Genomic DNA, 24,354 nt, shown 5'->3' with positions numbered 1-24,354 from the left:
ACGGGAGGCAGCGGTGAGGACAGCGACACTGGGACCCGCGGAGCGCGCCGAGGCGCTGGCGGGCATGGCCGAGGGTGAGCTGGACGTGCTGGTGGTCGGCGGCGGAGTGGTCGGCGCCGGGACCGCCCTCGACGCGGCGACCCGCGGGCTCGCGACCGGGCTGGTGGAGGCGCGCGACTGGGCGTCCGGCACGTCGAGCCGCTCCAGCAAGCTCATCCACGGCGGGCTGCGCTATCTCGAGATGCTGGACTTCGCGCTCGTCCGCGAGGCGCTGAAGGAGCGCGGGCTGCTGCTGGAGCGGCTCGCACCGCACCTGGTCAAGCCGGTGCCCTTCCTCTACCCGCTGAAGCACAAGGGCTGGGAGCGGCTCTATGCCGGGTCGGGCGTCGCGCTGTACGACGCGATGTCGGTCTCCTCCGGGCACGGGCGCGGGCTGCCCGTACACCGGCATCTGACGCGGCGGCACGCGCTGCGGGTGGCGCCGGCGCTGCGCAAGGACGCCCTGGTGGGCGCGTTGCAGTACTACGACGCCCAGATGGACGACGCCCGCTTCGTCACCACCCTGGTGCGGACGGCCGCGAGCTACGGCGCCCGGGTCGCCAGCCGGGCCCGGGTCGTCGGGTTCCTGCGCGAGGGGGAGCGCGTCGTCGGTGCCCGGGTGCAGGACGTGGAATCGGGCGGGGAGTACGAGGTCCGCGCCAAGCAGATCGTCAACGCGACGGGCGTGTGGACGGACGACACCCAGGCGCTGATCGGGGAGAGGGGGCAGTTCCACGTACGGGCGTCGAAGGGCATCCACCTCGTCGTGCCCAAGGACCGGATCCACTCGAGCACCGGGCTGATCCTGCGCACGGAGAAGTCCGTGCTCTTCGTGATCCCCTGGGGCCGCCACTGGATCATCGGCACCACCGACACCGGCTGGGACCTCGACAAGGCGCACCCCGCGGCCTCCAGCGCCGACATCGACTACCTGCTGGAGCACGTCAACAGCGTGCTGGCGGTGCCGCTCACCCGGGACGACGTGGAGGGCGTGTACGCCGGGCTGCGGCCGCTGCTGGCCGGCGAGTCGGACGCCACGAGCAAGCTGTCGCGCGAGCACACGGTGGCGCACCCGGTGCCGGGCCTGGTCGTCGTGGCGGGCGGCAAGTACACGACGTACCGGGTGATGGCCAAGGACGCCGTCGACGAGGCGGTGCACGCGCTCGACACGCGGGTGGCGGCCTGCGTCACCGAGGATGTGCCACTGCTCGGCGCCGAGGGCTACCGCGCGCTGTGGAACGCGCGGGCGCGCATCGCGGCCCGGACGGGCCTTCACGTGGCGCGCGTGGAGCACCTGTTGAACCGGTACGGCTCCCTGGTGGAGGAGGTGCTGGAGCTGATAGCCGCCGATCCCTCGCTCGGAGCGCCGCTGGCGGCGGCCGACGACTACCTGCGTGCCGAGATCGTCTACGCGGCGTCGCACGAGGGGGCGCGGCACCTGGACGACGTGCTGACCCGGCGGACCCGGATCTCCATCGAGACCTTCGACCGGGGCACGCGCAGCGCGCGGGAGTGCGCGGAGCTGATGGCGCCGGTGCTCGGCTGGGACCGGGACCACGTCGACAAGGAGGTGGAGCACTACGACAAGCGGGTCGAGGCGGAGCGCGAGTCGCAGCGGCAGCCGGACGACCTGACGGCGGACGCGGCACGGCTCGGCGCACCGGACATCGTGCCGATCTAGCCCGGTGGGCGGTCGACCGGCGGGCGGTCGACCGGCGGGCGCGCGCAGAACTCGGCCTCCAGGAGCGCCGGTTCCAGGGCGGGGAGCGTCCCGGCCGCGAGAGTGTCCGTGTTGACCCGGAAGGTGAGGGTGCGTCGGCCGTCTGTGGTCGCGGCGGTACGGACGTAACTCCCGGTGATGTGCCCGTTGTGTCCCCACACGGTGATGCCGCAGGACAGGGTGACCGGGTAGACGCCCATGCCGTACGCCCCGTGGGACGGGCGGGTGTCGAGCAGTTCGCGCAGCTGGGGCGAGGGGAGCAGGCGGCCGCCGAGGAGGGCGGCGTAGAAGCGGTTCAGGTCGTCGAGCGTGCTGATCAGCTCGCCGGCCGCGCCCGCGTGGCGCGCGTCGAGGGCGGTCACGTCATGGCCCCGCGCGTCGTACGCGCGGCCGTGCGGGGCGGGGAGTGCGGTCCGGGCGCCGGGGAACGAGGTGCCTGTGAGGCGAAGGGGGTTGATGATGCGGCGCCGGGTCTCGTCCGCGTAGGAGCGGCCGGTGACCCGCTCGACCACCATGCCCAGCAGGGCGTAGTTGGTGTTCGAGTACGCGTACGAGCCCGGTGGTCGTGGTGGGCGGGCCAGGGCGCTGCGGACGGCGTCCGCCGGGCGGGCCGGTGCGGGGCCCGCGGCGGTGGCGTAGTCCGGGATGCCGCTGGTGTGCGTCAGCAGGGCGCGCAGGGTGACGCGGCGGCCCAGAGGGCCGGGCAGCAGTCCGGGCAGATGGCGTGCCACCGGGTCGTCCAGGCGCAACCGCCGTTCGGCGCCGAGCTGGAGGACCACCGTCGCGATGAACGTCTTGGTGATGCTGCCCGCGCGGAAGTGGTCCGCACGGTCGATGTCCGGACCAGTGGCCTGGAAACGGGAGGAGCGTGGTGAAGCGGACAACAGGGCGGCGGCGGGCGCGTGACCTTCCGACACGAACCGCTGGAGGACGAGGGAGTCGGGCACGGGGTCCGGCTCCGGGGAGAGGGGCCGCGCGCCCAGCGCGAGCAGGACCGCCGCCACGACGACGGCGCTTCGCTTCCAGGGCGTTGGCATGGTCCGGGTCCCTTCCTCCGGGGCCATCCTGACGCACGGCGGACCCGGAAGAACCGCCGGTCCCGGAGTGAGGGACAATGGACGCTCTTCCAGGGCGGGTTACCGCATCGCGCGGGAAGCGGCAGGCGCGGGCGAGGATCAGGGATCGCAGAGGGGACGCATGTCGGAAGCGGAGCAGTCGCGGGGCGCGGCGCGGAAACCTCAGCGGGACGAAGCGAAGCCGGGCGCCGAAGCGGACGTCAAGCCGGATGACGGGCAGGCCGGAGGCACCGTCGACGGCCGGGCCGACGGCGCGGTCGACGACGGTGTGGCCGAAGGCGGCGCGGTCGACGACGGTGCGGGAAAGAGCCGGAGCGGCGGGTCGGATGACGGCCGGGAGGCCGGTCGGGAGGCCGGTCCGGAGGCCGGAGCGGAGGACGGGCCGGACGTGAAGCCGGGTGTCGAGACGGGCAAGGGTGCGGCCGTGGAGTCGGGCGTCGGACAGGACGTGAAGCGGAATGGAACCGCCCAAGCGGAAGCCGGAGCCGAAGCGGAAGCGGAAGCGGAAGCCGGAGCGGCGCGGGTGAAGAGCGGTACCACGCCCGAGGCCCGTGCGGCGGTCCCCGCCGCACGGTCGGGCGCGGCGGACGACGACGCCAAGCCCACCGGGCCTTCCCGGCCCGCGCGGTCCTCGGAGCGCTCGGAGGGCTCGGAGCCCTCGCGGGCCGACAAGCCGGCGGAACCGGGCGGAGCGTCCGCGTCCGCGGCCGAGCCCCCGGCGTCCGCGGCCGCCGCACGCAAGCCGTCGGTGCCGGGAGCCCGGCAGCCCGGTGACGCGGACAAGAAGGGCACCTCCGCCTCCGGCGAGGCGGCAGGCCGCACGACCGGTGCGGCGGCCGGACGCTCGGCGGGTACGGTCGCCAAGACGGCCGAGGGCCGCCTCCTGGCCGGCCGGTACCGGCTCGGTGCCGTGCTCGGCCGCGGCGGCATGGGCACCGTCTGGCGGGCCGTCGACGAGACCCTCGGCCGGACCGTCGCCGTCAAGGAGCTGCGTTTCCCCAACAGCATCGACGAGGAGGAGAAGCGCCGCCTCATCACGCGCACCCTGCGCGAGGCCAAGGCCATCGCGCGGATCCGCAACAACGGCGCGGTGACGGTCTACGACGTCGTCGACGAGGACGACCGCCCCTGGATCGTCATGGAGCTCATCGAGGGCAAGTCGCTCGCCGACGTCATCCGCGAGGACGGCGTGCTCACGCCGAAGCGCGCGGCCGAGGTCGGCCTCGCCATCCTCGACGTCCTGCGCTCCGCGCACCGCGAGGGCATCCTCCACCGCGACGTGAAGCCGTCCAACGTGCTCATCGCCGACGACGGGCGCGTCGTCCTCACCGACTTCGGCATCGCCCAGGTCGAAGGGGACCCGTCCATCACCTCGACGGGCATGCTCGTCGGCGCCCCCTCGTACATCTCGCCCGAGCGCGCCCGTGGCCACAAGCCGGGCCCCGCGGCGGACATGTGGTCGCTCGGCGGCCTGCTGTACGCGTGCGTGGAGGGCTGCCCGCCGTACGACAAGGGCTCCGCCATCGCGACGCTGACCGCCGTGATGACCGAGCAGCTCGACCCGCCGCAGAACGCGGGCCGGCTGGAGGAGGTCATCTACGGCCTCCTGCACAAGGACCCCGAGAAGCGGCTCGACGACGCGGGCGCGCGGGTGCTGCTCAACGACGTGATCCACACACCCGAGCCGTCGGTGGCGCCTCCGGCCCCGGAGCCGTCGCCGGAGGCCACCCGCGTGGTGCCGCTGCCGCCCGCGCCCTCGGCCGCGGCGAAGGGCAAGGAGGCGGCCGACGCGGCGGCCGAGCGGATGCGCGGGGCGCTGCGCTCCGTACGCAACGCGGCGACCAAGCCGGAGCCCGCGCCCCGGCCCGGGCCGGCGGCGGAGCAGAAGCCGCAGGCACCGGTGCGGGCGCCGCTCACCGACGTGGTGCCGCGCCGCACGCTCGTGGTCATCGCGGTCGTGGTCGTGCTCGCGGTGGTGGCCGTCGTGCTGGCCTTCGCGCTCGGCGGCGACGACGGGAAGGGCACCGGCGGGCAGGGCAAGCCGCAGGGCGGTACGACCGCGTCCGCGGGGGCCACCGGCGGGGACCAGGGCGAGGACGGCGGCAAGGGGCAGGGCGGACAGCAGCCGGCCACCGGTGGCCAGGACGCCACCCAGGGCGCCCAGGGCGGGGGCACCGGCACGAACACCGGCACGAGCACCGGCACCGGTACGAGCACGGGAACCGGCACCAGCACCGGCACCGGCCAGTCCACCGGCGGGACCGGCAACGGCGCGGCCCTCCCGCCCGGCTACACCATGGTCACGAACGACCGCTTCCACTTCTCCATGGCCATGCCCTCCACCTTCCGCATGACGGGCATAGCCGGGCAGAACTCCGGCGGGATATTCAGCGCGAACGGCGGGTTCCCGCGCGTCCAGGTCGACTTCAACGCCAGCCCCAAGGACGACGCCGCCAGCGCCTGGGCCGCGGCCGTGGGCGCCGTCTCGGCCACCAGCAACGGCTACAAGCACCACGGCATCGAGAAGGTCGACTACAACGGCTACCCCACCGCCGCCGACTGGCAGTTCGAGCGCAATCAGGGCGGTGAGCGGGTATGGGTGCTCAACAGGGGCTTCAAGGTCGACGCCAAGCACGGCTACTCGATCATGATCACCTGCAAGTCCAGCGAGTGGAACGGAGCGGAGTGCACCACGCTGCGCAAGACGGCGTTCGCGACGTTCCGCCCCAAGGACTGACCGGGGCCACGTATCGTGAGAGCGCGAGGACCGTACGAAGCCGATTGGGTAGTTAACGGTACGGGTACTGACCGGTTTTGACGGTTCCGCACGGCCTGGCGGACCGGGGGGACAGCGCGCTCGTGGGGAGGCGTCGTGGAGGACTACGCGGGGAGGGTGCTCGCCGACCGCTACCGCCTGCCCTTGCCGCCCTCGGACGAGTACGACCTCGTCGAGACCCGCGCCTTCGACACCTACAGCGGCCAGGAGGTGCTGGTCCGGCAACTGCCGTTGCCGGAGGTCGTCGAGGCCGAGGTGCTCGACGCCGACGGCACACCGCCGGGGTACGCGGCGGCGCCGCGGCGTGGGGCGCCCGGCCGGGCCACCCGGCGGCCCGGTGATCCTGCCGTACGGCGGGCCGTCGAGGCCGCCCAGGCCGCGGCGCAGATCCCGGATCACCCGCGCCTGGACCAGGTCTTCGACGTGTTCACGGAGGCCGGCTCCCTGTGGATAGTGAGCGAGCTCGTGCCGGCCCGCCCGCTGGCCGCGCTGCTCGCCGAGGAACCGCTGAGTCCGTACCGGGCGGCCGAGATCGCCTCGGACGTGCTCACCGCGCTGCGCGCCCTGCACGCGCACGGCTGGGTCCACCGCAACATCACCGCGCGTACGGTGCTGGTCTGCGACGACGGGCGTGTCATCCTGACGGGCCTGGCGGCCGGCGCCGCCGAAGAGGCCCTGTGCGGGTACGCGCCGGTCCCCGTACCGGACGACGAGGACGACGAGGACGACGACGAAACGGAGCTCGCGGACGCCCCGGAAGCCCCCGGGCCGACTCCGGGCGCCGAGCCCGGGCTGCCGTACGGCACGCGGCCGTACGGCGTGGACCCGGCCGGCGCCTCCGCGGCGGACCCGCGCGCCGTGCGCGCCGGGGCCATCGCCGCGTACCGGGCCGGGGCGGCCGCCGCGAGCCGCGCCCACGAGGCCGGTGCCGTCGCGTTGCCCCCCGGCGGCACGCTGCCGCCCGGCTACGAGCCCCACCAGGCCCATGCGGCGCTGTACGACGAGGACCTCGACGACCTCGACGACCTCGAAGACCACGACGCGTACGGCGGCGAGGCGCCGCGCGCCCTGCTGACGGGCACCTGGCACGACGGCCCCGGCGCCACCGGACCCGTACCGGCCGGCGGCGGCCGCGTGCCCGTGCCCCGGTCCTCGCAGGAGCCCGTGCGGCCCGAGCCCGTACCCGCGCCCGAGCCCGGGCACGCCTCCGCGCCCGAGCCCGGGCACGCCTCCGCGCCCGCCGGCCGCTGGGACGACGTCGTCGCGGGCAGCCGCCCCGACACCCCCTACCGGGGCCCGGCCACCCCCCTCGCCGCCGAGCGCGCCCGCCAGGCCCGGATCGCCGTCGTCGGGGCCGTGACCGAGCGGTGGGCGCCCGAGCAGGCCGGGCCCGTCCACGGGACCTGGCAGCTGGCCCCGCCCATCGGCCCCGCCACCGACCTGTGGGCGCTCGGGGCGCTGCTCTACCGCGCGGTCCAGGGGCATGCCCCGTACCCCGAGGAGAGCGCCGCCGAGCTGGTGCAGCTGGTGTGCGCCGAACCGCCCGCGTACGCGGAGGAGTGCGGCCCGCTGCGCCCGGTCGTCGAGTCGCTGCTGCGCCAGGACCCCACCGAGCGCCCCGACTTCGAGGAGCTGCGCGGCTGGCTGCGCTCGCTCATCCGCTCCGCGCCCGAGCCCGACGCGGGCGTCGGCGTCGTCCCCATGCCGTCCGTCCCGGTCGACAGCGCGCGCCTGCCGGTCGTACGCCGACGCGGCGAGCTCGTCCGCAGGCGCCGCGGCCGCGCGGGCACGGTCGAGCAGGCGGGCCACGGCCGCCACCGCCACAAGAAGCCCAGGGCGGCGAGCCGCGAGCCGCGCCCGGCGAGAGCGCCCAAGGGGCACCAGGACGGCGCCCGGCGCCCGCGTGCGCTCGGCCGTACCCTCCTGCTGCTCATCCTGGCCGCGCTCGCGGCCGCCATCGCGTACGCCGTGCTGTTCATGCCCAAGGCCGAGCCCCAGGAGCGGCAGCGGCAGGGTGCGGCGCCCCGGCCCACCGCGCCCCGGCAGACCGGGCAGGACGGTCAGACCGGGCAGCCGGCGCCCACGCCCACGCCGACCCCCACCACCCCCGCCCCCTCTCCCAACGCCGTCACCCCGACCACCCCCGCCCTCGCCGCCGGCTACACGCTCCGGGAGGACCCCGAGGGCTTCCGCATAGGCGTCCCCAAGGACTGGCGCCGCAGCCCCATCAACGACGTCGGTCAAGTGCGCTACACGAACGGCGACTACACCCTGATCGTCGTCCCCGGCCGCGACACCGTGCGGGCCAACGGGGCCGACCCGATGGAGTACCAGCGCACCAAGGAGCGCGAGCTGCAGCCCTGGCGGGACTCCTCCTGGTCCTCCGTCACCGGCATGCGCCGCGTCGACGTCGGGCAGCAGGTCATGGCGGAGGGCCAGTTCACCTGGCAGGACGTCAACAACCGTGAGGTGTACGTCCGCAACCTCGCCCTCATCGTCGGCGACCGCTACCACGTCATCCAGGTCATCGGCCCGGACGGCCAGCGCGACAAGGTCAACGAGGTCTACGAACAGGCCGTCACCGCCTACCGCGCCACCCGCTGAGCCCCACCGGGGACCGGCACGGCGGCCGCACGCATCACGGTGCGGTCTCCGTGGTGGCCCCGAGGTTCCCCGCCGGTCGCCACCCTCCGTAACCTTGGCCTCCTGAGCAATGGGCGGGGGCAAGTGGAACACTCTGAGGAAACGGCCAAGGGTCTGGTATTGGCCGGGCGTTACAGATTGGCCGAATCCATCGGCCGCGGTGGCATGGGCAAGGTATGGCGGGCCCATGACGAGCTCCTCCACAGGACCGTCGCCGTCAAGGAACTGACGGCGGGCCGTTACGCGTCGGAGGCGGACCGGATCGTCCTCCACGCCCGTACGCAGAAGGAAGCACGCGCCGCCGCCCGCATCAGCCACCCCGGCGTCGTCACCGTCCACGACGTCCTGGAGCACGACGACCGGCCCTGGATCGTGATGCAGTACGTCGACGGGCCCTCCCTCGCCGACGCCGCCAAGGAGGCCGAAAACCGCCGTATCGAAGCGCGTGAGGCGGCCCGTATCGGCATGCACGTGGTGAATGCGCTGCGTGCCGCCCACGCCGCCGGAGTGCTCCACCGGGACGTCAAGCCCGGCAACGTCCTGCTGGCCCGCGACGGCCGCGTGCTGCTCACCGACTTCGGGATCGCCGCCATCGAGGGCGACGCGACCATCACCCGTACCGGGGAACTCGTCGGCTCCATCGACTACCTGGCGCCCGAGCGGGTACGGGGCGGTTCCCCCGGCCCGGCCTCCGACCTGTGGTCGCTGGGCGCCACGCTGTACGCGGCGGTCGAGGGCGTCTCGCCCTTCCGCCGCTCTTCCCCCATCAGCACCATGCAGGCCGTCGTGACGGAGGAGCAGCCGCCCGCCGAGCACGCCGGACCGCTCGCCCCCGTCATCACCGCGCTGCTGCGCAAGGACCCGGCGGACCGCCCCGACGCCGCCGAGACCGAACGGATGCTGCTGGAGGCCATGGAGGGCCGCACCCCGGCCGCCGCCCAGGCGTACGTGCCGACGCGGCGCGTCGACGAGGCGGACCGCGCCGCGGCGACGGCGGACCGGGACGACGCGCCCACCAGGGTGGACGGGCGGCCGGGTGAGGAGACCTCCGGGTCCTCCGGGTCCTCCGCGTCGTCTGGGGCCGCTGGGTCCTCTGGGGCCTTTGGGGTCTCCGGGTCCTCTGGGCCCTCTGGGCCGTCTGCGTCAGCCGGTTCCGCCTCGTCCGCGCCCGCCCCGAAGACCGCCCGGGAAAGCGCAGCCGCCACCGCCGCGGTCGCGGAAAGGGGCGCCGGACGCCGTTGGCGTGCGGCCGCCCTCGTCGTCGTCCTCGCCGCCGTCGTCGGCAGCGCCGCCGGCTTCGCCGTGACGCGGTACGGGGACGACGGCGGCAGCCGCCCCGACCGCGCGCTGCCGACGGCCGTCCCGGACGGCTGGGAACGCGTCAAGGACCCGGAAGGTTTCAGCCTTTTTGTGCCCGAGGGCTGGGAGCGGCGCATGGAGGGGGACCAGATCGACTACACCCCTGACAACGGCCGCCACCTCATCCGGATCAGCAAGGACCCGGCGCCGGACTTCGAGACGCCGTGCCTGCACATGAGCGACATCGAGAAGAGCCTGCGGAAACGGCTGCCACAGTATGCACGGAAGCAGCTGCAAACGAACACGTTCCGTGATCAACTGGAATCCTGTCTGTGGGAGTTCACCTGGGTGGAGACCAAGGAACACGCGGGGGAGCGACGCGCGATCGACCAGGTGTACTACGCGGACGACGGAACCGAGTACGCGCTGTACATGTCGTCCCCGGCCGAGGACTGGGCGACCACTCGGAAGCAGTTCGACATCGTGCTGCGCGGCTGGCGTCCCGCCGAGGAGTGACCTCGGCGCGAGCAGAGGGGATGTGCCGTGTCCGGACTGGGGCAGCAGCGGCGGATCGCCGATCGTTACCGTTTGGAATCCCGGCTCGGCCGCGGTGGCATGGGGACCGTCTGGCGGGCGTACGACGAACTCCTCGGCCGCCGGGTGGCCGTCAAGGAGATCCACGTCGACGCCGGCGCCACCCCCCACTCCTCGCTGCGTGAGGCGCGCGCCGTCGCCCGCGTCCACCACCCGAACGTCATCTGCGTCCACGACGTGGTCGAGGAGGACGGCACCCCGTACATCGTGATGGAGCTCGTCGAGGGACTCTCGCTCGCCGAACTGCTCGCGGTACGCGGCCCCGTCGACCCGCCCGAGGCGGCGCGCATCGGCCTCGCGCTGCTGGGCGCGCTGCGCGCCGCGCACGCGCTCGGGGTGCTGCACCGGGACCTCAAGCCCGCCAACGTCCTGCTGGAGGACGGCACCGGGCGGGTCGTCCTCACCGACTTCGGCATCGCGCACCTCGCGGGGGCGACGACGCTCACGGAGGCGGGGATGTTCGTCGGCTCCCCCGAGTACACCGCTCCGGAGCGGATGCAGGGCGCGCAGGCGGGCCCCGAGACGGACCTGTGGTCGCTGGGCGCGCTGCTGTGCGCGGCGCTGACCGGCCAGTCGCCCTTCCACCGCGACTCGTTGGGCGGGGTGCTGCACGCGGTCGTGGAGGAGGAGGTCCGGCACCCGGCGGCGGCCGGGCCGCTGATGCCGCTGGTACGCGGGTTGCTGGAGCGCGACCCGGAGCGCAGGATCGGCGTGGCGGAGGCGGAGCGGTTGCTGAGGACCTACCTGGCGACGGGGACGACCCCGCTGTACGAGCCGCCGCCACCGGCCGAGCGGCCTCCGGAACCGGGCCACGCCCGGGCGCGGGACGAGGCGGCGGAGGACGGAACCGCGCGGACCCGGAGCAGGTGGGCGCAGCGGGCGCAGAGGTCGCAGCGTGCTCGTGAGCGGTCCCGGGGGTCGGAGGGGTCGGAGGGGCCGGAGGGTTCGGCGGGACGGTCCGAGGGACGGTCCGAGGGGCGGTCCGAGAGGGCTCAGCGGTCGGAACTGCTCCACTGGCCACCCCGGCCCTTCCGGCAGACGCCGGGCGGCTCGGGCGACGCCGGTGGCCCGGGTGACTCGGGCGGCCCCGCCGTCTCGCCGGGTTCGAGCGGGGCCGACGGCGCCGACGGTGAGGGAGGGGCCCCTGCCCCGGCCGGCGCCGACGGCTCCGGTGGCTCCGGTAGGGCGCCTGCCGTACCGGGCTCCGGCACCTCCGGCGGGTCACCCGCCCCGGTCGGCGCAGACACCTCGGGCGGCTCGCCGGCCCCGCGCGACACCACCACCTCACACAGCCCCGGCGACCCAAGCGCTTCACGCGCCCCTACCAACCCCACCAGCCCCACCAACCCCACATGCTCCAGCAGCCCCGGTGACGCTACGGCCACCTCCGCCCTCTCCCCTCCCCCCAGTGTCACGTCCGCCCCCGCCGCCCCCATCCCTCCACCCCACTCCGCCGTCACGCGCCCCACGCCCACCGCCCACCGCACGCGCCACCCCCTCCGCACCCCCGTCGTGGCCGCCACCGTGCTGGCCGCCGCCGCGGCACTCGCCGGGGCGGGCGCCGCGGGCGTGCTGCTCCTGCGCGACGACCCCGGGGACACCGGTGACGGCGGCGCCGCGCCGCCCGTGGCCACCGTCACGGCGTCCCCCTCGGGGCACCAGAACGGCCCCACCCCCGCTCCCGCCCCGACCCCGACGCGCTCCACCCCCGTACCCGCCGGATACCGCGCCGTCTCCGACCCCGGCGGCTTCTCCCTCGTCGTCCCGGAGGGATACCTCCGCAGCACCGACGGCCAGCGCGTCTACTACATGTCCCCGGACAAGGCGTACCGGATCGGCATCCGGATCCGCCGGCCCGTCGAGGGCGGCCCCTTGGCGGCCATGCGCCGCGCCGACGCCGACGGCCCGGACCGCAACCCCGGTTACCGCGACGCCAAGGTCACCCCCACCACGCACAACGGCCTGCCTGCCGCCCTCCGCGAGTTCACCTGGAACGGTTTCACGGACGGCGAGGGCCCCCGGCGTACGTACGACATCTGCTGGGACGAGGGCGGCCGCCTGTACAACGTGTGGGTCTCGGCACCGCGCACGCGCCTGGACGAGCTGAAGCGCCATTTCGACACGGTTCTGGATTCGTTCCGTGTACGGCACGCCTGACGAGCCCCTGATCAGGGCTTATTTGCCAGTGATCGCTGGCGTGGTGTGAGGGTCCCGCGAAAAGCTGTTACCGGCGGGTACCGCGCGCCCGGCATTCCGCATACCCTCGCCCCCATGACGGACTCGACGGACTCGACGGACACGACGGACTCCACGGAGACGCGGGCCACCTCTGCCCCCTCGGCTTCCCCCGCAGCGACGGAGCGGATCGGGACGAACCCCGTGGCCCCCGCCCCGGCCGGCGCCCGCACCGCCGCCGATGTGGTCACCCCCGAAGTGGTCGCCCAGCTCACGCGCGGCGTGGTCGGCTCCGGCCGCACGGCCAACCACACGCCGTTCACCGGCGAGAAGCTGGCGGACCTGCCGGAGTCCACCCCCGAGGACGTCGCCGAGGCGTTCGCGCGCGCCCGCGCCGCCCAGCCGGTCTGGGCCGCGACCCCGGTCCGCGCCCGCGCCGCCGTACTCCTCCGCTTCCACGACCTGGTCCTCCAGCGCCAGGCCGAGGTGCTGGACCTGATCCAGCTGGAGACCGGCAAGGCGCGCCTGCACGCCCACGAAGAGGTCCAGGCCGTCGCCGTCGCGGCCCGCCACTACGGCCGCCGCGCGGGCGCGTACCTGAAGCCGAAGCGCCACGCCGGCGTCGTACCGGCGCTCACCAAGGTCACGGAGCTGCGTCAACCGCGCGGTGTCGTCGGCCAGATCGCGCCCTGGAACTACCCCCTCGAACTCTCCGTCGGCGACGCGCTGCCCGCCTTCGTCGCCGGCAACGCCGTCGTCATGAAGCCCGACACCGAGACCGCGCTGACCGCGCTGTGGGCCCGTGACCTGCTCATCGAAGCCGGTCTGCCGGCCGAGGTCTTCCAGGTGGTCCTCGGGGACGGCCCGGTCGTCGGCCCCGAGGTCGTCAAGCACGCCGACTACGTCTCCTTCACCGGCTCCACCCGCACCGGCCGCGAGGTCGCCCAGGGCGCCGCCGCCCGGCTCGTCGGGGTCTCCCTCGAACTCGGCGGCAAGAACGCCATGCTGGTCCTCCACGACGCGGACGTGGAGAAGGCCGCCGCCGGCGCCGTCCGCGCCTGCTTCTCCTCCGCCGGTCAGCTGTGCATCTCCATCGAGCGGCTGTACGTCCACGAGTCCATAGCCGACGACTTCATCGAGCGCTTCGCCGCCCGTACGAAGGCGATGCGGCTCGGCAACTCCCTCGCGTACGGCGCCGACATGGGCTCCCTGGTCGGCGAGCGCCAGCTGGAGACGGTGACCCGGCACGTCGACGAGGCCGTCGCCAAGGGCGCCACGCTCCTCGCGGGCGGCGTCGCCCGCCCCGACATCGGCCCGCTCTTCTACGAGCCGACCATCCTCGAAGGCGTCCAGGAACCGATGTCCGTCTGCGCCGAGGAGACCTTCGGCCCGGTCGTCTCGGTCTACCGCTTCACGGACGAGGACGAGGTCGTCGAGCGCGCCAACGCCACCGCGTACGGCCTCAACGCCAGCGTCTGGACGAAGGACGGCCGCCGCGGCCACGCCGTCGCCGCCCGCCTGCGTACCGGCACGGTCAACATCAACGAGGGCTTCGCCCCGGCGTACGGCAGCGTCCAGTCGCCCATGGGCGGCATGAAGGACTCGGGCCTCGGCCGCCGCCACGGCTCCGAGGGCATCCTCAAGTACACCGAGGCCCAGACGATCGCGCAGCAGCGGCTGATGCCGCTGGCGCCGTCCTTCGGCATGGACGACGAGAAGTACGCGGCGTTCATGAGCCACAGCCTGCGACTGATGAAGGCGTTCCGCTTCCGCTAGAAGTCCCCTTTTCGGTACGAGGAGAGCCCATGCCCCAGGTCCCCCCTGCCCAGAATCAGGATGAACCGGCTGACGCGTACGACTACGACGTCATCGTCGTCGGCTCCGGCTTCGGCGGCTCGGTCTCGGCCCTCCGCCTCACGGAGAAGGGTTATCGGGTCGGCGTCCTGGAGGCGGGCCGCCGCTTCACCCGGGAGACCCTCCCCAAGAGCTCCTGGGACGTGAAGAACTACCTCTGGGCCCCCGCCCTCGGCCTGTTCGGCATCCAGCGCATCCATCTGCTCGGCAACGTCATGGTTCTGGCGGGCGCCGGTGTCGGCGGGGGCTCCCTCAACTACGCCAACACCCTCTACGTACCGCCCGCGCCCTTCTTCCAGGACAAGCAGTGGGCCGCCATCACGGACTGGCAGGCGGAGCTGGCGCCGTACTACGACCAGGCCAAGCGGATGCTGGGCGTACGCCTCAACCCGACCATGACCCCCTCGGACGTCCACCTCAAGGCCACGGCCGAGGCGATGGGGGTCGGCGACACCTTCCACCTCGCCCCGGTCGGTGTCTTCTTCGGCGACGGCCGGGACGCCGACGGTACGGCGAAGGCCACACCCGGCTCGACCGTGCCCGACCCGTACTTCGGCGGGGCCGGCCCCGCCCGGAGCGCCTGCACGGAGTGCGGCTCGTGCATGTCCGGCTGCCGGCACGGCGCGAAGAACACCCTCACCGAGAACTACCTGCACCTCGCCGAGAAGGCGGGAGCGGTCATCCACCCCATGACCACGGTCACCGCCGTCACCGAGTCCGCCTCGGGCGACGGCTACCTGGTCACCACCGTCCCCACGCACCGCCGCCGCAAGGCCACCCCGCACACACTGCGCTGCCGGTACGTCGTCGTCGCGGCGGGCACGTACGGCACGCAGACCCTGCTGCACCGCATGAAGGACGAGGGGAAACTGCCCCGCCTCTCCTCCCGCCTCGGCGAGCTGACCCGCACGAACTCGGAGGCGCTGGTCGGGTCCCAGACCACGGACCGCCGCTACCGCAAGCGCCACGGCCACCGCCGCGTCGACTTCACGCGCGGCGTCGCGATCACGTCCTCCATCCACCCGGACGCCAACACCCACATCGAGCCCGTCCGCTACGGCAAGGGCTCCAACGCCATGGGGTCCCTGTCCATCCTCCAGGTGCCGTACGCCGACCACCGCGTCGCCGCCTGGCTCGGCAACGTCGCCCGCCACCCGCTGCAGGCACTGCGCTCGCTCTCCAACCACCGCTGGTCGGAGAAGACCATCATCGGGCTCGTCATGCAGTCCCTGGACAACTCCCTCACCACCTACCGCAAGCGCGACGGCATCGGGAAGGGCCTCCTCACCGCCCGCCAGGGCCACGGCGCCCCGAACCCCAAGCAGATCCCCGAGGGCACGCGCGCGGCCTCCCTCCTCGCCGAGGAGATCAACGGCTTCGCCGGCTCGAACGTCGGCGAGCTCATGGGCACCCCGCTCACCGCGCACTTCCTGGGCGGCTGCGTGATCGGCGCCACGGCCGAGGACGGCGTCATCGACCCGTACCACCGCCTCTACGGCCACCCGGGCATCTCGGTCGTCGACGGCGCGGCCGTCTCCGCCAACCTCGGTGTGAACCCGTCCCTCACCATCACGGCCCAGGCGGAGCGTGCCATGTCCTTCTGGCCCAACAAGGGCGAACCGGACCCCCGCCCCCGCCAAGGCGCCGCCTACGAACGCCTCACCCCGGTCGAACCCAAGTCCCCGGCGGTCCCGGCGGACGCCTTCGCGGCCCTGAAGCTCCCGTTCCTGGGCATCCCCACGGTCCCGCCGAAGGCCTGAGCGGCCCCGGACACACGAGAGGCGCTGCACCCCCCTCCGAGTGCAGCGCCTCTCTTGTCTGTGTGGTGCTGGTTACGCGGTGGCGCCGCTGTTGCGACGACGCATCGCGAAGACGACACCGGCACCGGCGACGATGGTGATACCACCGGCGATACCGATCACCGGCAGCATCGACGACGAACCGGTCTCGGCGAGGTTGCCGGTGACGGGCAGCGGCTTGACGTCACCCTGCGGCTTGGTGCCGCTCGGCTTGCCTTCCGGCTTCTGGCCGCTCGGCTTGGCGTCCTCCACGTCGCCCGGCTTGCTGCCGGCGGCGACGACCGTGAACTCGTACGCGTCACCGTTGCCGTTGCAGGCCGAGCCCTTGCCGGCGTAGATGGCGCTGCTGAAGGCGAAGGAAGAACCGGCCGGGGCCTTGGCGTCGACGCGGACGCGCAGCTCCATGTCGACCGTGGCGCCCTTCTCGATCTTGTCGATGACGCCGACGAAGCTGCCGGTCGAGACGTAGTTGCCGTCCTCGTCCTCGTAGGACTCCTGGAACGAGTCGGTCCACTCGTCGGTCTCGGGGTCCTTGTACTGCAGCTCGGCCAGGCCGTCGTTCAGCGTCTCCGGGGTGTCGTCGCCGTACTCGGTGAACGTCTCGACGTAGACGTTCTTGAGGTCGGCGTCCGAGGAGTTCTTCACCGTGAACTTGAAGTCGTGCCAGCCGGAGCCCGCCACGATCTTGTTGGGCAGGCCGTTGACGCTGACCTCGAGGTTCTCGTCGAGGTTGAACTCGGTGCAGTCGTAGGGGGACCACTCGTCGCCACTGCCCGGCTTGCCCGACGAGTCCTTGTCCTCGGCCGGCTTCTCGGCGGGCTTCTCGCCCTCGGCCGGCTTCTCGCCCTCGGCGGCGGGCTTCTCAGCCGGCTTCTCGCCCTCGGCGGCGGGCTTCTCGTCCTCCGCGGCGGGCTTCTCGGCCTCGGCGGCGGGCTTCTCGCCCTCCGTGGTGTCCGCGTCGTCCGGGGTCGTCGAGCCCGGCGTCGTGGTGTCGTCGTTCGCCGTGTCCGGCGTCGTCGTGTCGGGCGTGGTGGCGCCCTGCTCCCCGGCGCCGCCGGTAGAGGTCGTGCTCGTGGTGCCGTCCGTCGCGTACGCGGCCGGAGCCGCCAGGAAGGCGGCAGGGGCGATGACGGCGGTCGCGGCGGCGACCGCCATGGCGCGGCGAAGCTTCATTCAAGACCTCGTGGTCTGGCGTACCGCATCACGCGGCACGGAGTCTGGCGGGCCGCCTCCCGAGGTGGGGGTGTCACGGGTGTGGCCGTTGTTTCGCATGCATGACCCGTGACGGGTGGGGATGGTTGCACGCCAACTGACGAAAAGTTTATGTGTCCCGCGTCACACGAATGGCCTAGTGTCCGGCGTCCGGGATCCGCGCACGCCAAGGCCCCGCGGTCATCCCCACCGCGGGGCCTTGGTCGTCGGCGTGCTGCATGGGTGCACGTGCGGGGACCGGGAGAGGGACTGACTGCGGTCCGGGGCGGATGCGGTCGGCTCCGGGCGTCCCCGGAGCCGACCGCTTTTTCGGGTGACCGGGCTGCTGTCCCCTGCCGTCCGGTCACGCACGCTGGAGCGAGGTCCCACGACGTACCCGAGGGGTACGCCACACGCTCCAGCGGAGCCACGCGTGGTTTCTTCGGCCCGCCCCTGGCTGACACGGACAACCGATCCAACGAAGGCCGGTACCGTGCGGTCACGCGCCGTACGGGTGAGGGTGGGACCGAACTCAGATACGGCCCCGGCACAGCTCCAGCATCGTCATCGCCAGCGCGGTGCCCGGCTTGCCCAGCGCGGAGCGGTAGTGGGCGAGGACCTCCATCTCGCGGGCCAGGTTCACGCGGCGGCCGCCGGAGGTGATGCGGGCCTCCTGGATGACGGCCGAGATGGCCACCCGTTCCTGGATCAGGCCGATGATCCGGTCGTCGAGCGCGTCGATGCGCTCGCGCGCGTCGGTGATCAGCTCCGCGGCGTCGTCCGTGCGGGCGCCGGTTTTGTCGAGCGAGTCGAGTGCGGTCATGGCGGGGCTCCTCAGTCGGTGAGCGGTGCCCCGAGCGGCATGGCCCGGAAACGACAGGCGCCCCGGACCTTGTCGGCCCGGGGCGCCTGGGGAAGTCGCTTGTCAGTGGCTCAAGCAGCACGACCATGGCAGCCGGACGGGCCCGGTGCCATAGGTAAAGACGTAGGTCAGGTGCTTGTGCATGGGCGCCAGTATGGTGCATCCGCACATCACGGCAAGCTCGGGTTCGGATGGTGAGACGAAAGGTCGCGCGGGCGCGCCGGTAGAATTGGCGTACAGCCCCTCCTCCCACCGCCGGAAGGCCGCCGTAGTGTCATCAGCGAATCCCGCTGCCGCGCCCGACGCCGTACTGGTCGTCGACTTCGGCGCGCAGTACGCCCAGCTCATCGCCCGACGCGTCCGTGAGGCGCGGGTCTACAGCGAGATCGTCCCGTCCACCATGCCGGTGGCCGAGATGCTGGCCAAGAACCCCAAGGCGATCATCCTCTCCGGCGGCCCGTCCTCCGTGTACGAGGAAGGCGCCCCCACCCTCGACCGCGAGATTTTCGAGGCCGGCGTCCCCGTCTTCGGCATGTGCTACGGCTTCCAGCTGATGGCCACGACCCTCGGCGGCACGGTCGACAACACCGGCGCACGCGAGTACGGCCGTACGCCGCTGCACGTCAGCAAGGTCTCCTCGACCCTCTTCGAGGGCACCCCGGCCGAGCAGCCGGTGTGGATGTCGCACGGCGACGCCTGCTCCGCCGCGCCCGAGGGCTTCACCGTCACCGCGTCCACGGACGTCGTGCCGGTCGCCGCCTTCGAGAACGACGAGAAGAAGCTGTACGGCGTGCAGTACCACCCCGAGGTGATGCACTCCACGCACGGCCAGCAGATCCTGGAGCACTTCCTCTACCGCGGCGCCGGCCTGCGCCCCGACTGGACCACCGGGAACGTCATCGAGGAGCAGATCGAGGCGATCCGCGCCCAGGTCGGCGACAAGCGCGCCATCTGCGGCCTCTCCGGCGGCGTCGACTCGGCCGTCGCGGCCGCGCTCGTCCAGAAGGCCATCGGCTCGCAGCTGACCTGCGTGTACGTCGACCACGGCCTGATGCGCAAGGGCGAGACGGAGCAGGTCGAGAAGGACTTCGTGGCGGCGACCGGCGTCCAGCTCAAGGTCGTCGACGCGCAGGAGCGGTTCCTCGCCGCGCTCGCCGGGGTCTCCGACCCCGAGGAGAAGCGCAAGATCATCGGCCGTGAGTTCATCCGGGTCTTCGAGCAGGCCCAGGCCGAGATCGTGGCCGAGGCGCCGGACGACCAGCCGGTCGAGTTCCTCGTCCAGGGCACCCTCTACCCCGACGTCGTCGAGTCCGGCGGCGGTACGGGCACGGCGAACATCAAGTCGCACCACAACGTGGGCGGGCTCCCCGAGGACCTCGAGTTCAAGCTGATCGAGCCGCTGCGCAAGCTGTTCAAGGACGAGGTCCGGATGGTCGGCCAGGAGCTCGGCCTGCCGGAGGAGATCGTCCAGCGCCAGCCCTTCCCGGGCCCCGGCCTCGGCATCCGCATCGTCGGCGAGGTCACCAAGGAGCGCCTGGACCTGCTGCGCGAGGCCGACGCCATCGCCCGCGAAGAGCTCACCGCGGCCGGCCTGGACGGCGAGATCTGGCAGTGCCCGGTCGTGCTCCTGGCCGACGTGCGCAGCGTGGGCGTCCAGGGTGACGGGCGTACCTACGGCCACCCGATCGTCCTGCGGCCCGTCTCGTCCGAGGACGCGATGACCGCGGACTGGACGCGGATGCCGTACGACGTGCTCGCGCGGATCTCGACGCGCATCACCAACGAGGTGCGCGACGTCAACCGCGTCGTGCTGGACGTGACCAGCAAGCCCCCGGGCACCATCGAGTGGGAGTGACCCCACTCCGACTCCGGGCGTAGCCGGATGAAGCCGCCGTTCACCCTCGTGGGCGGCGGCTTCGTCGTACCTCGCTGAAGCGCTGAACCGGCGGTCCTTCCGTCGCGTATCCATGGGGTGGGGCCGGAGAATCGGTTCACGCGGTGGCGGAGAGGCGGGTCGGCGATGGGCGGGCACACGTACCGGACGGCGGGGGCGACGGGGACGCCGCCCCGGGGGCTGCGGGCGGCGGCATCGCGCTACGCGCTGCTGCCGCTGCGGATCTTCCTCGGCGTCACGTTCGTCTACGCCGGGCTCGACAAGCTCACCGACGACCGGTTCCTGGCCGCGTCCGGAGCGGGCTCGGTCGGCGAGCTGATGCGATCCGTGCGGGACTCCTCCGCCGTGCCGTGGCTGGTCGACCTGGCGCTGAAGAACCCGGAGGCGTTCGGGCAGGCCATCGCCTTCGGCGAGCTGGCCGTCGGGGTCGGGACGCTGCTCGGGCTGTTCGCGCGGCTCGCCGCCGCCGGTGGGGCGCTCATCTCGCTGAGCCTGTGGCTGACCGTGAGCTGGCAGTCCGACCCCTACTACTACGGCAACGACCTCGCCTACCTCATGGCGTGGCTCCCGCTGGTGCTGGCCGGGGCGTCCGTCCTCTCCGTCGACGCGGTCCTTGCCGCGCGGCGGCGGCGCAGCCGGTAGGCGGCCCAGGCGGCGGCGCCCGCCAGCCCCAGCCCGCCGCAGAGCAGCGGTATCACCGCGTACCAGGGCGTGTGCCAGGAACCGGCGGCATCACCCCCGTACAGGACGGCGATCGTCATGCCCGTGGCGCCCGCGATCAGCCGGCCCGGGCGGAACTCATGCAGCGGCACGGGTGACCTCCACCAGTCCGAGCGCGGCGTTCAGCGTGAGGTGCAGGGTGCCGGCCGGGGGCACCCCTCGGGGCGGGGGGATCGTACGGACCGTGTCCTGGTCCGGCGCGATGTCGATCTCACCGGACGGGTCGGCCGGAAGCCGCACGTCACCGAGGCCCACCTGGGCGTGCACCGTCACGGTCACGTTCCGGGGGACGACCACTTCCACGCGGCCGGCGCCCACCTCCGCCGAGGTGCGCAGGGTCCGCTCCGGGGGGACGGCCACCTTGGAGAGGTCCACCGTGCCGACGCCGCTGCCCACGGCGTAGCGCGGCTGGACGTCCGCGACGGTGGCCGGTCGCCATGTCGTACGGGTCCACTCGGTGCCGATCTGCCGCGGTATCAGCGAGGCACCCGCCAGCAGCAGGGCCATGACGACCGTCATGAAGACCGTGCCCAAGCCGGTGCGGCCCACGAACGAGCTGACCACCAGGCCGAGGGCGAGGACGCCCAGCGCGCACGCGAGCCCCGTCTGCAGGCACGTACCGAGCGGCTGCGACCCCCAGGGCAGGGCCGTGCCGAGCGCTCCCGCCAGCAGCGCGAGCAGGACGACCGTGCCGCCGATCGAACGCGGGCCGCGCGGGGCCGGGGCGGCGGGCGGCGACGGGGCCCAGGCGCGCCTGTGGGCGCGTACGCGGATCGCGTCCTCGACGCCCACCGCGTCCTCGGGGCCCCACAGGTAGCCGAGGGCCAGCGGCCCCGTCGTACCGTCCTTGACGATCGGGTCCCGCCACCACGACGGCGCCGCGGGCGGCGGCGGGGCCTGCGTCTCGGGCGGCGCCTCCGCGACCGTGTGCGCTGCCGCCGGGTCCAGCGGCACCTCCGCCTCGACCGTCAGCCGGCGCCGCTGCGACCAGACGGCCGCGCCGCTCACCGCTATGACGAGCAGCAGCGAGAAGGAGATGGTGCTGCTGTTGCCCAGCATCGACAGGAACAGCCCGCAGCCGACGAGCGCCATCAGCACGGCGGTCAACGAGGCACCGTCGACGCGGCCCGACAGCAGTCGGCGCGCCTCGTTCTCCTCCTCGCCGTCGGCGGTGATCAGCAGCCAGGCGAAGCCGTAGAAGAGCAGGCCGAGGCCGCCGGTGACGGCGAGCACGCCGACCGCCACCCGGAAGATCACCGGGTCGAGGTCGTAGTGCCGGCCGAGACCGCCGCACACCCCGGCCAGCACCTTGTGCCGGCGCGCGCGGCGCAGCGGCGGAGGGGCGGCGGGCGCGGGCGTTCCCGAGAGGGCGGGGCCGGCCGCGCCCTCGGGAACCTCCTCGGGCGGCGCGGGAGTCGTGCTGGTCATACGTCCATGGTGGCGGTCCGCGCGCCCCGGCGGCACCGGGGCCGACCCTGGCCCGTCCCTGATATCGCCCCTGGGCCCCGGGGAGCCGTCTCAGGGCCGCGTAGGGGACCGACCCTGATGTGGGCGGGCCGGGTGCCGTGTGACGATCGGACCATGCCCGTCGCCACCCGTCCGCCCGAGACCGACGAACCGCCCGTGCGCAAGCTGTACCGCAGCGCCGACGGGCGGATGCTCGGCGGTGTCGCGCGGGGCCTCGCCGGGCACTTGGGCCTGCCCGTCATCTGGGTGCGCTTCGTCTTCCTCGCCCTCTTCATGGCCGACGGCCTGGGCGTGCTGCTGTACGCCGTCTTCTGGATCGTCGTCCCGCTCGGCGTCGGGGGCAGGGCCAGGACCGCCGAGCCGCGTTCCGTGTTCGAGACCACCCCCGACGGGCGCCGCCGCCTCCGCAAGCCCGACAAGGGCCAGATCGTCGCCCTCATCGCGCTGCTGATCGGCGCAGCTGCATTCGTCGGCAGCGTCGACCTGGGCGGCGAGCGGTACGTCTGGCCGATCCTGCTCGTGGGCGTCGGTGTCGTCCTGGTGTGGCGTCAGGCGGACAACGCGCGCCGGGCCCAGTGGTCCCGCTCCGGCCGTCGCAAGCGCCTCTTCCAGCTCGCGCGCGGTCTGGCCGGGGTGGCGCTCGTCGGCATGGGCCTGACCGTGTTCATGGTGGTGCGCGGCTCGGCGGCCCAGCTGGGCACGGCGCTCACCGCAGCCATAGCGGTGCTGGCGGGCATAGCGCTGCTCGCCGGGCCCTGGCTGGTGCGGATGTCGCAGGACCTCTCCGAGGAGCGGACCATGCGCATCCGCGCCCAGGAGCGCGCCGAGGTCGCCGCCCACGTCCACGACTCCGTCCTGCACACCCTCACCCTCATCCAGCGCAACGCCGACGACCCGGGCGAGGTCCGCCGCCTCGCCCGCGCCCAGGAGCGCGAGCTGCGCGACTGGCTGTACAAGCCGGAGGGCACCGGCAAGGACGCGGACGAGGAGCCCGAGACCCTCGCCGAGGCCGTGAAGCGGACCGCGGCCGAGGTCGAGGACACCCACGGCGTCCCCATCGAGGTCGTGGTCGTCGGCGACTGCCCGCTGGACGAGAAACTGGCCGCGCAGGCGCAGGCCGCGCGCGAGGCGATGGTCAACGCCGCCAAGTACGGTGGCGGGGGCGGGGCCGTACAGGTGTACGCCGAGGTCGAGGGCCGTACCGTCTTCGTCTCCGTACGGGACCGGGGGCCCGGCTTCGACCTGGACGCGGTGCCCGCCGACCGGATGGGCGTACGAGAATCGATCATCGGCCGGATGCAGCGCAACGGCGGCACCGCGCGGCTGCGGTCGGTGCCGGGGGACGGCACCGAAGTGGAGCTCGAGATGGAGAGGGCGGACGCATGACCGAGGAGACGACGGCTTCCGTAGGGCCCGGGGAGTCCGGGGCGTCCCGGCAGTCCGGGGAGTCGCGGCAGTCCGTGGGGCCCGTGGAGTCCGGGCAGTCCGAGCAGTCCGGGCAGCCCGTGGGGCGGCGCGTACGGGTGGTGCTCGTCGACGACCACCGGATGTTCCGCACCGGCGTCCGGGCCGAGATCGGCCGGACCGAGACGACCGGCGTCGAGGTGGTCGGCGAGGCCGCCGACGTCGACGAGGCCGTCTCCGTGATCACCGAGACCCGCCCCGAGGTCGTCCTCCTCGACGTCCACCTGCCGGGCGGCGGCGGCGTCGAGGTGCTGCGCCGCTGCGCGCCGCTGATGGCCGACGCCCGGAACCCGGTCCGCTTCCTCGCGCTGTCGGTCTCGGACGCCGCCGAGGACGTCATCGGCGTCATCCGCGGCGGGGCCCGCGGGTACGTCACCAAGACCATCACCGGCAGCGACCTGGTCGACTCGATCTTCCGGGTGCAGGACGGCGACGCCGTGTTCTCGCCCCGGCTGGCCGGGTTCGTGCTGGACGCCTTCGCCTCGACCGACGCCCCGCCCGTCGACGAGGACCTCGACCGGCTCACGCAGCGGGAGCGCGAGGTGCTGCGGCTGATCGCCCGCGGATACGCGTACAAGGAGATCGCCAAGCAGCTGTTCATCTCCGTCAAGACGGTCGAGTCGCACGTCTCGGCGGTGCTCCGGAAGCTCCAGCTGTCCAACCGGCACGAGCTGACCCGCTGGGCGACGGCCCGCCGCCTCGTCTGAGGGCCACCCGTCCCCGGCCGCTCAGGACGTAACCGGGACATAACCGGGGCAACCCGCACGGTTCCGGGCCCCTC

General features: G+C 73.4%; 15 protein-coding genes and 1 pseudogene. 12 read left to right on the top strand and 4 right to left on the bottom strand.

All coding sequences use genetic code 11. The annotated features are described in order from the left end of the window. The first annotated feature begins 13 nt into the window (after positions 1 to 13). A complete protein-coding gene (locus AB0A69_RS16165) occupies positions 14 to 1,720 on the top strand; it encodes a glycerol-3-phosphate dehydrogenase/oxidase (protein WP_361421205.1) in 1,707 nt (568 codons plus the stop codon). Here the strand turns inward: AB0A69_RS16165 and AB0A69_RS16160 are convergent. Continuing rightward, complete coding sequence (locus AB0A69_RS16160; RefSeq protein WP_361421202.1) at positions 1,717 to 2,796, bottom strand: serine hydrolase domain-containing protein; 1,080 nt, start codon at positions 2,794 to 2,796, stop codon at positions 1,717 to 1,719. The genes AB0A69_RS16165 and AB0A69_RS16160 overlap by 4 nt on opposite strands. 160 nt (positions 2,797 to 2,956) lie before the next feature. On the opposite strand from AB0A69_RS16160, the gene AB0A69_RS16155 reads away from it, so the two are divergent. From AB0A69_RS16155 to AB0A69_RS16125, 7 genes and pseudogenes are all read left to right on the top strand, one after another. Then, a complete protein-coding gene (locus AB0A69_RS16155) occupies positions 2,957 to 5,572 on the top strand; it encodes a serine/threonine-protein kinase (protein WP_361421199.1) in 2,616 nt (871 codons plus the stop codon). Between the two features lie 135 nt (positions 5,573 to 5,707). After that, a complete protein-coding gene (locus AB0A69_RS16150) occupies positions 5,708 to 8,215 on the top strand; it encodes a protein kinase (protein ID WP_361421196.1) in 2,508 nt (835 codons plus the stop codon). 123 nt (positions 8,216 to 8,338) lie between these two features. Continuing rightward, complete coding sequence (locus AB0A69_RS16145; protein WP_361421193.1) at positions 8,339 to 10,069, top strand: serine/threonine-protein kinase; 1,731 nt, start codon at positions 8,339 to 8,341, stop codon at positions 10,067 to 10,069. A gap of 99 nt (positions 10,070 to 10,168) precedes the next feature. Further along, positions 10,169 to 10,912: pseudogene (locus tag AB0A69_RS16140) on the top strand (serine/threonine-protein kinase); the annotation flags it as partial. Between the two features lie 1,044 nt (positions 10,913 to 11,956). Further along, positions 11,957 to 12,304 (top strand): hypothetical protein, encoded by a 348-nt coding sequence (locus AB0A69_RS16135; RefSeq protein ID WP_361421679.1) that lies wholly within the window; start codon positions 11,957 to 11,959, stop codon positions 12,302 to 12,304. A 114-nt stretch (positions 12,305 to 12,418) separates the two neighbouring features. After that, the gene (locus AB0A69_RS16130; protein ID WP_361421190.1) at positions 12,419 to 14,098 is read left to right on the top strand and encodes a succinic semialdehyde dehydrogenase; all 1,680 of its coding nucleotides are present in this window, start codon (positions 12,419 to 12,421) and stop codon (positions 14,096 to 14,098) included. 29 nt (positions 14,099 to 14,127) lie between these two features. Beyond that, a complete protein-coding gene (locus AB0A69_RS16125) occupies positions 14,128 to 15,936 on the top strand; it encodes a GMC family oxidoreductase (RefSeq protein ID WP_361421187.1) in 1,809 nt (602 codons plus the stop codon). 72 nt (positions 15,937 to 16,008) lie between these two features. Here AB0A69_RS16125 and AB0A69_RS16120 read toward each other — a convergent pair whose 3' ends face one another. After that, positions 16,009 to 17,148, bottom strand: a complete 1,140-nt coding sequence (locus AB0A69_RS16120) for an LAETG motif-containing sortase-dependent surface protein (protein ID WP_361421184.1) — start codon at positions 17,146 to 17,148, stop codon at positions 16,009 to 16,011. Between the two features lie 550 nt (positions 17,149 to 17,698). Continuing rightward, positions 17,699 to 17,989: a chorismate mutase gene (locus AB0A69_RS16115; protein ID WP_361421181.1), complete on the bottom strand. Its 291-nt coding sequence runs from the start codon at positions 17,987 to 17,989 to the stop codon at positions 17,699 to 17,701. Positions 17,990 to 18,299: 310 nt separating this feature from the next. Between AB0A69_RS16115 and guaA the strand changes: the two genes are divergently transcribed. Then, entirely contained in the window at positions 18,300 to 19,883 is a 1,584-nt protein-coding gene (gene guaA / locus AB0A69_RS16110; RefSeq protein WP_361421179.1) for a glutamine-hydrolyzing GMP synthase, read from the top strand. Positions 19,884 to 20,048: 165 nt separating this feature from the next. Beyond that, entirely contained in the window at positions 20,049 to 20,564 is a 516-nt protein-coding gene (locus AB0A69_RS16105) for a DoxX family protein (RefSeq protein ID WP_361421176.1), read from the top strand. A 156-nt stretch (positions 20,565 to 20,720) separates the two neighbouring features. Here AB0A69_RS16105 and AB0A69_RS16100 read toward each other — a convergent pair whose 3' ends face one another. Continuing rightward, positions 20,721 to 22,070 carry a PspC domain-containing protein gene (locus AB0A69_RS16100; RefSeq protein ID WP_361421173.1) on the bottom strand — a complete coding sequence of 450 codons (1,350 nt, stop codon included), beginning with the start codon at positions 22,068 to 22,070 and terminating at the stop codon, positions 20,721 to 20,723. A gap of 153 nt (positions 22,071 to 22,223) precedes the next feature. On the opposite strand from AB0A69_RS16100, the gene AB0A69_RS16095 reads away from it, so the two are divergent. Continuing rightward, positions 22,224 to 23,495, top strand: a complete 1,272-nt coding sequence (locus tag AB0A69_RS16095; protein WP_361421170.1) for a PspC domain-containing protein — start codon at positions 22,224 to 22,226, stop codon at positions 23,493 to 23,495. Continuing rightward, positions 23,492 to 24,280, top strand: coding sequence for a response regulator transcription factor (locus tag AB0A69_RS16090; RefSeq protein WP_361421167.1), 789 nt, complete (start codon positions 23,492 to 23,494; stop codon positions 24,278 to 24,280). Before AB0A69_RS16095 ends, AB0A69_RS16090 begins: the two co-directional genes overlap by 4 nt. Positions 24,281 to 24,354: the final 74 nt, after the last annotated feature.

This window comes from Streptomyces sp. NPDC045431 (genome assembly GCF_040646655.1).
GTDB lineage: Bacteria > Actinomycetota > Actinomycetes > Streptomycetales > Streptomycetaceae > Streptomyces.
Note: the sequence above shows the minus strand (reverse complement) of the source record. Positions and strands in the feature narration are given on the sequence as shown.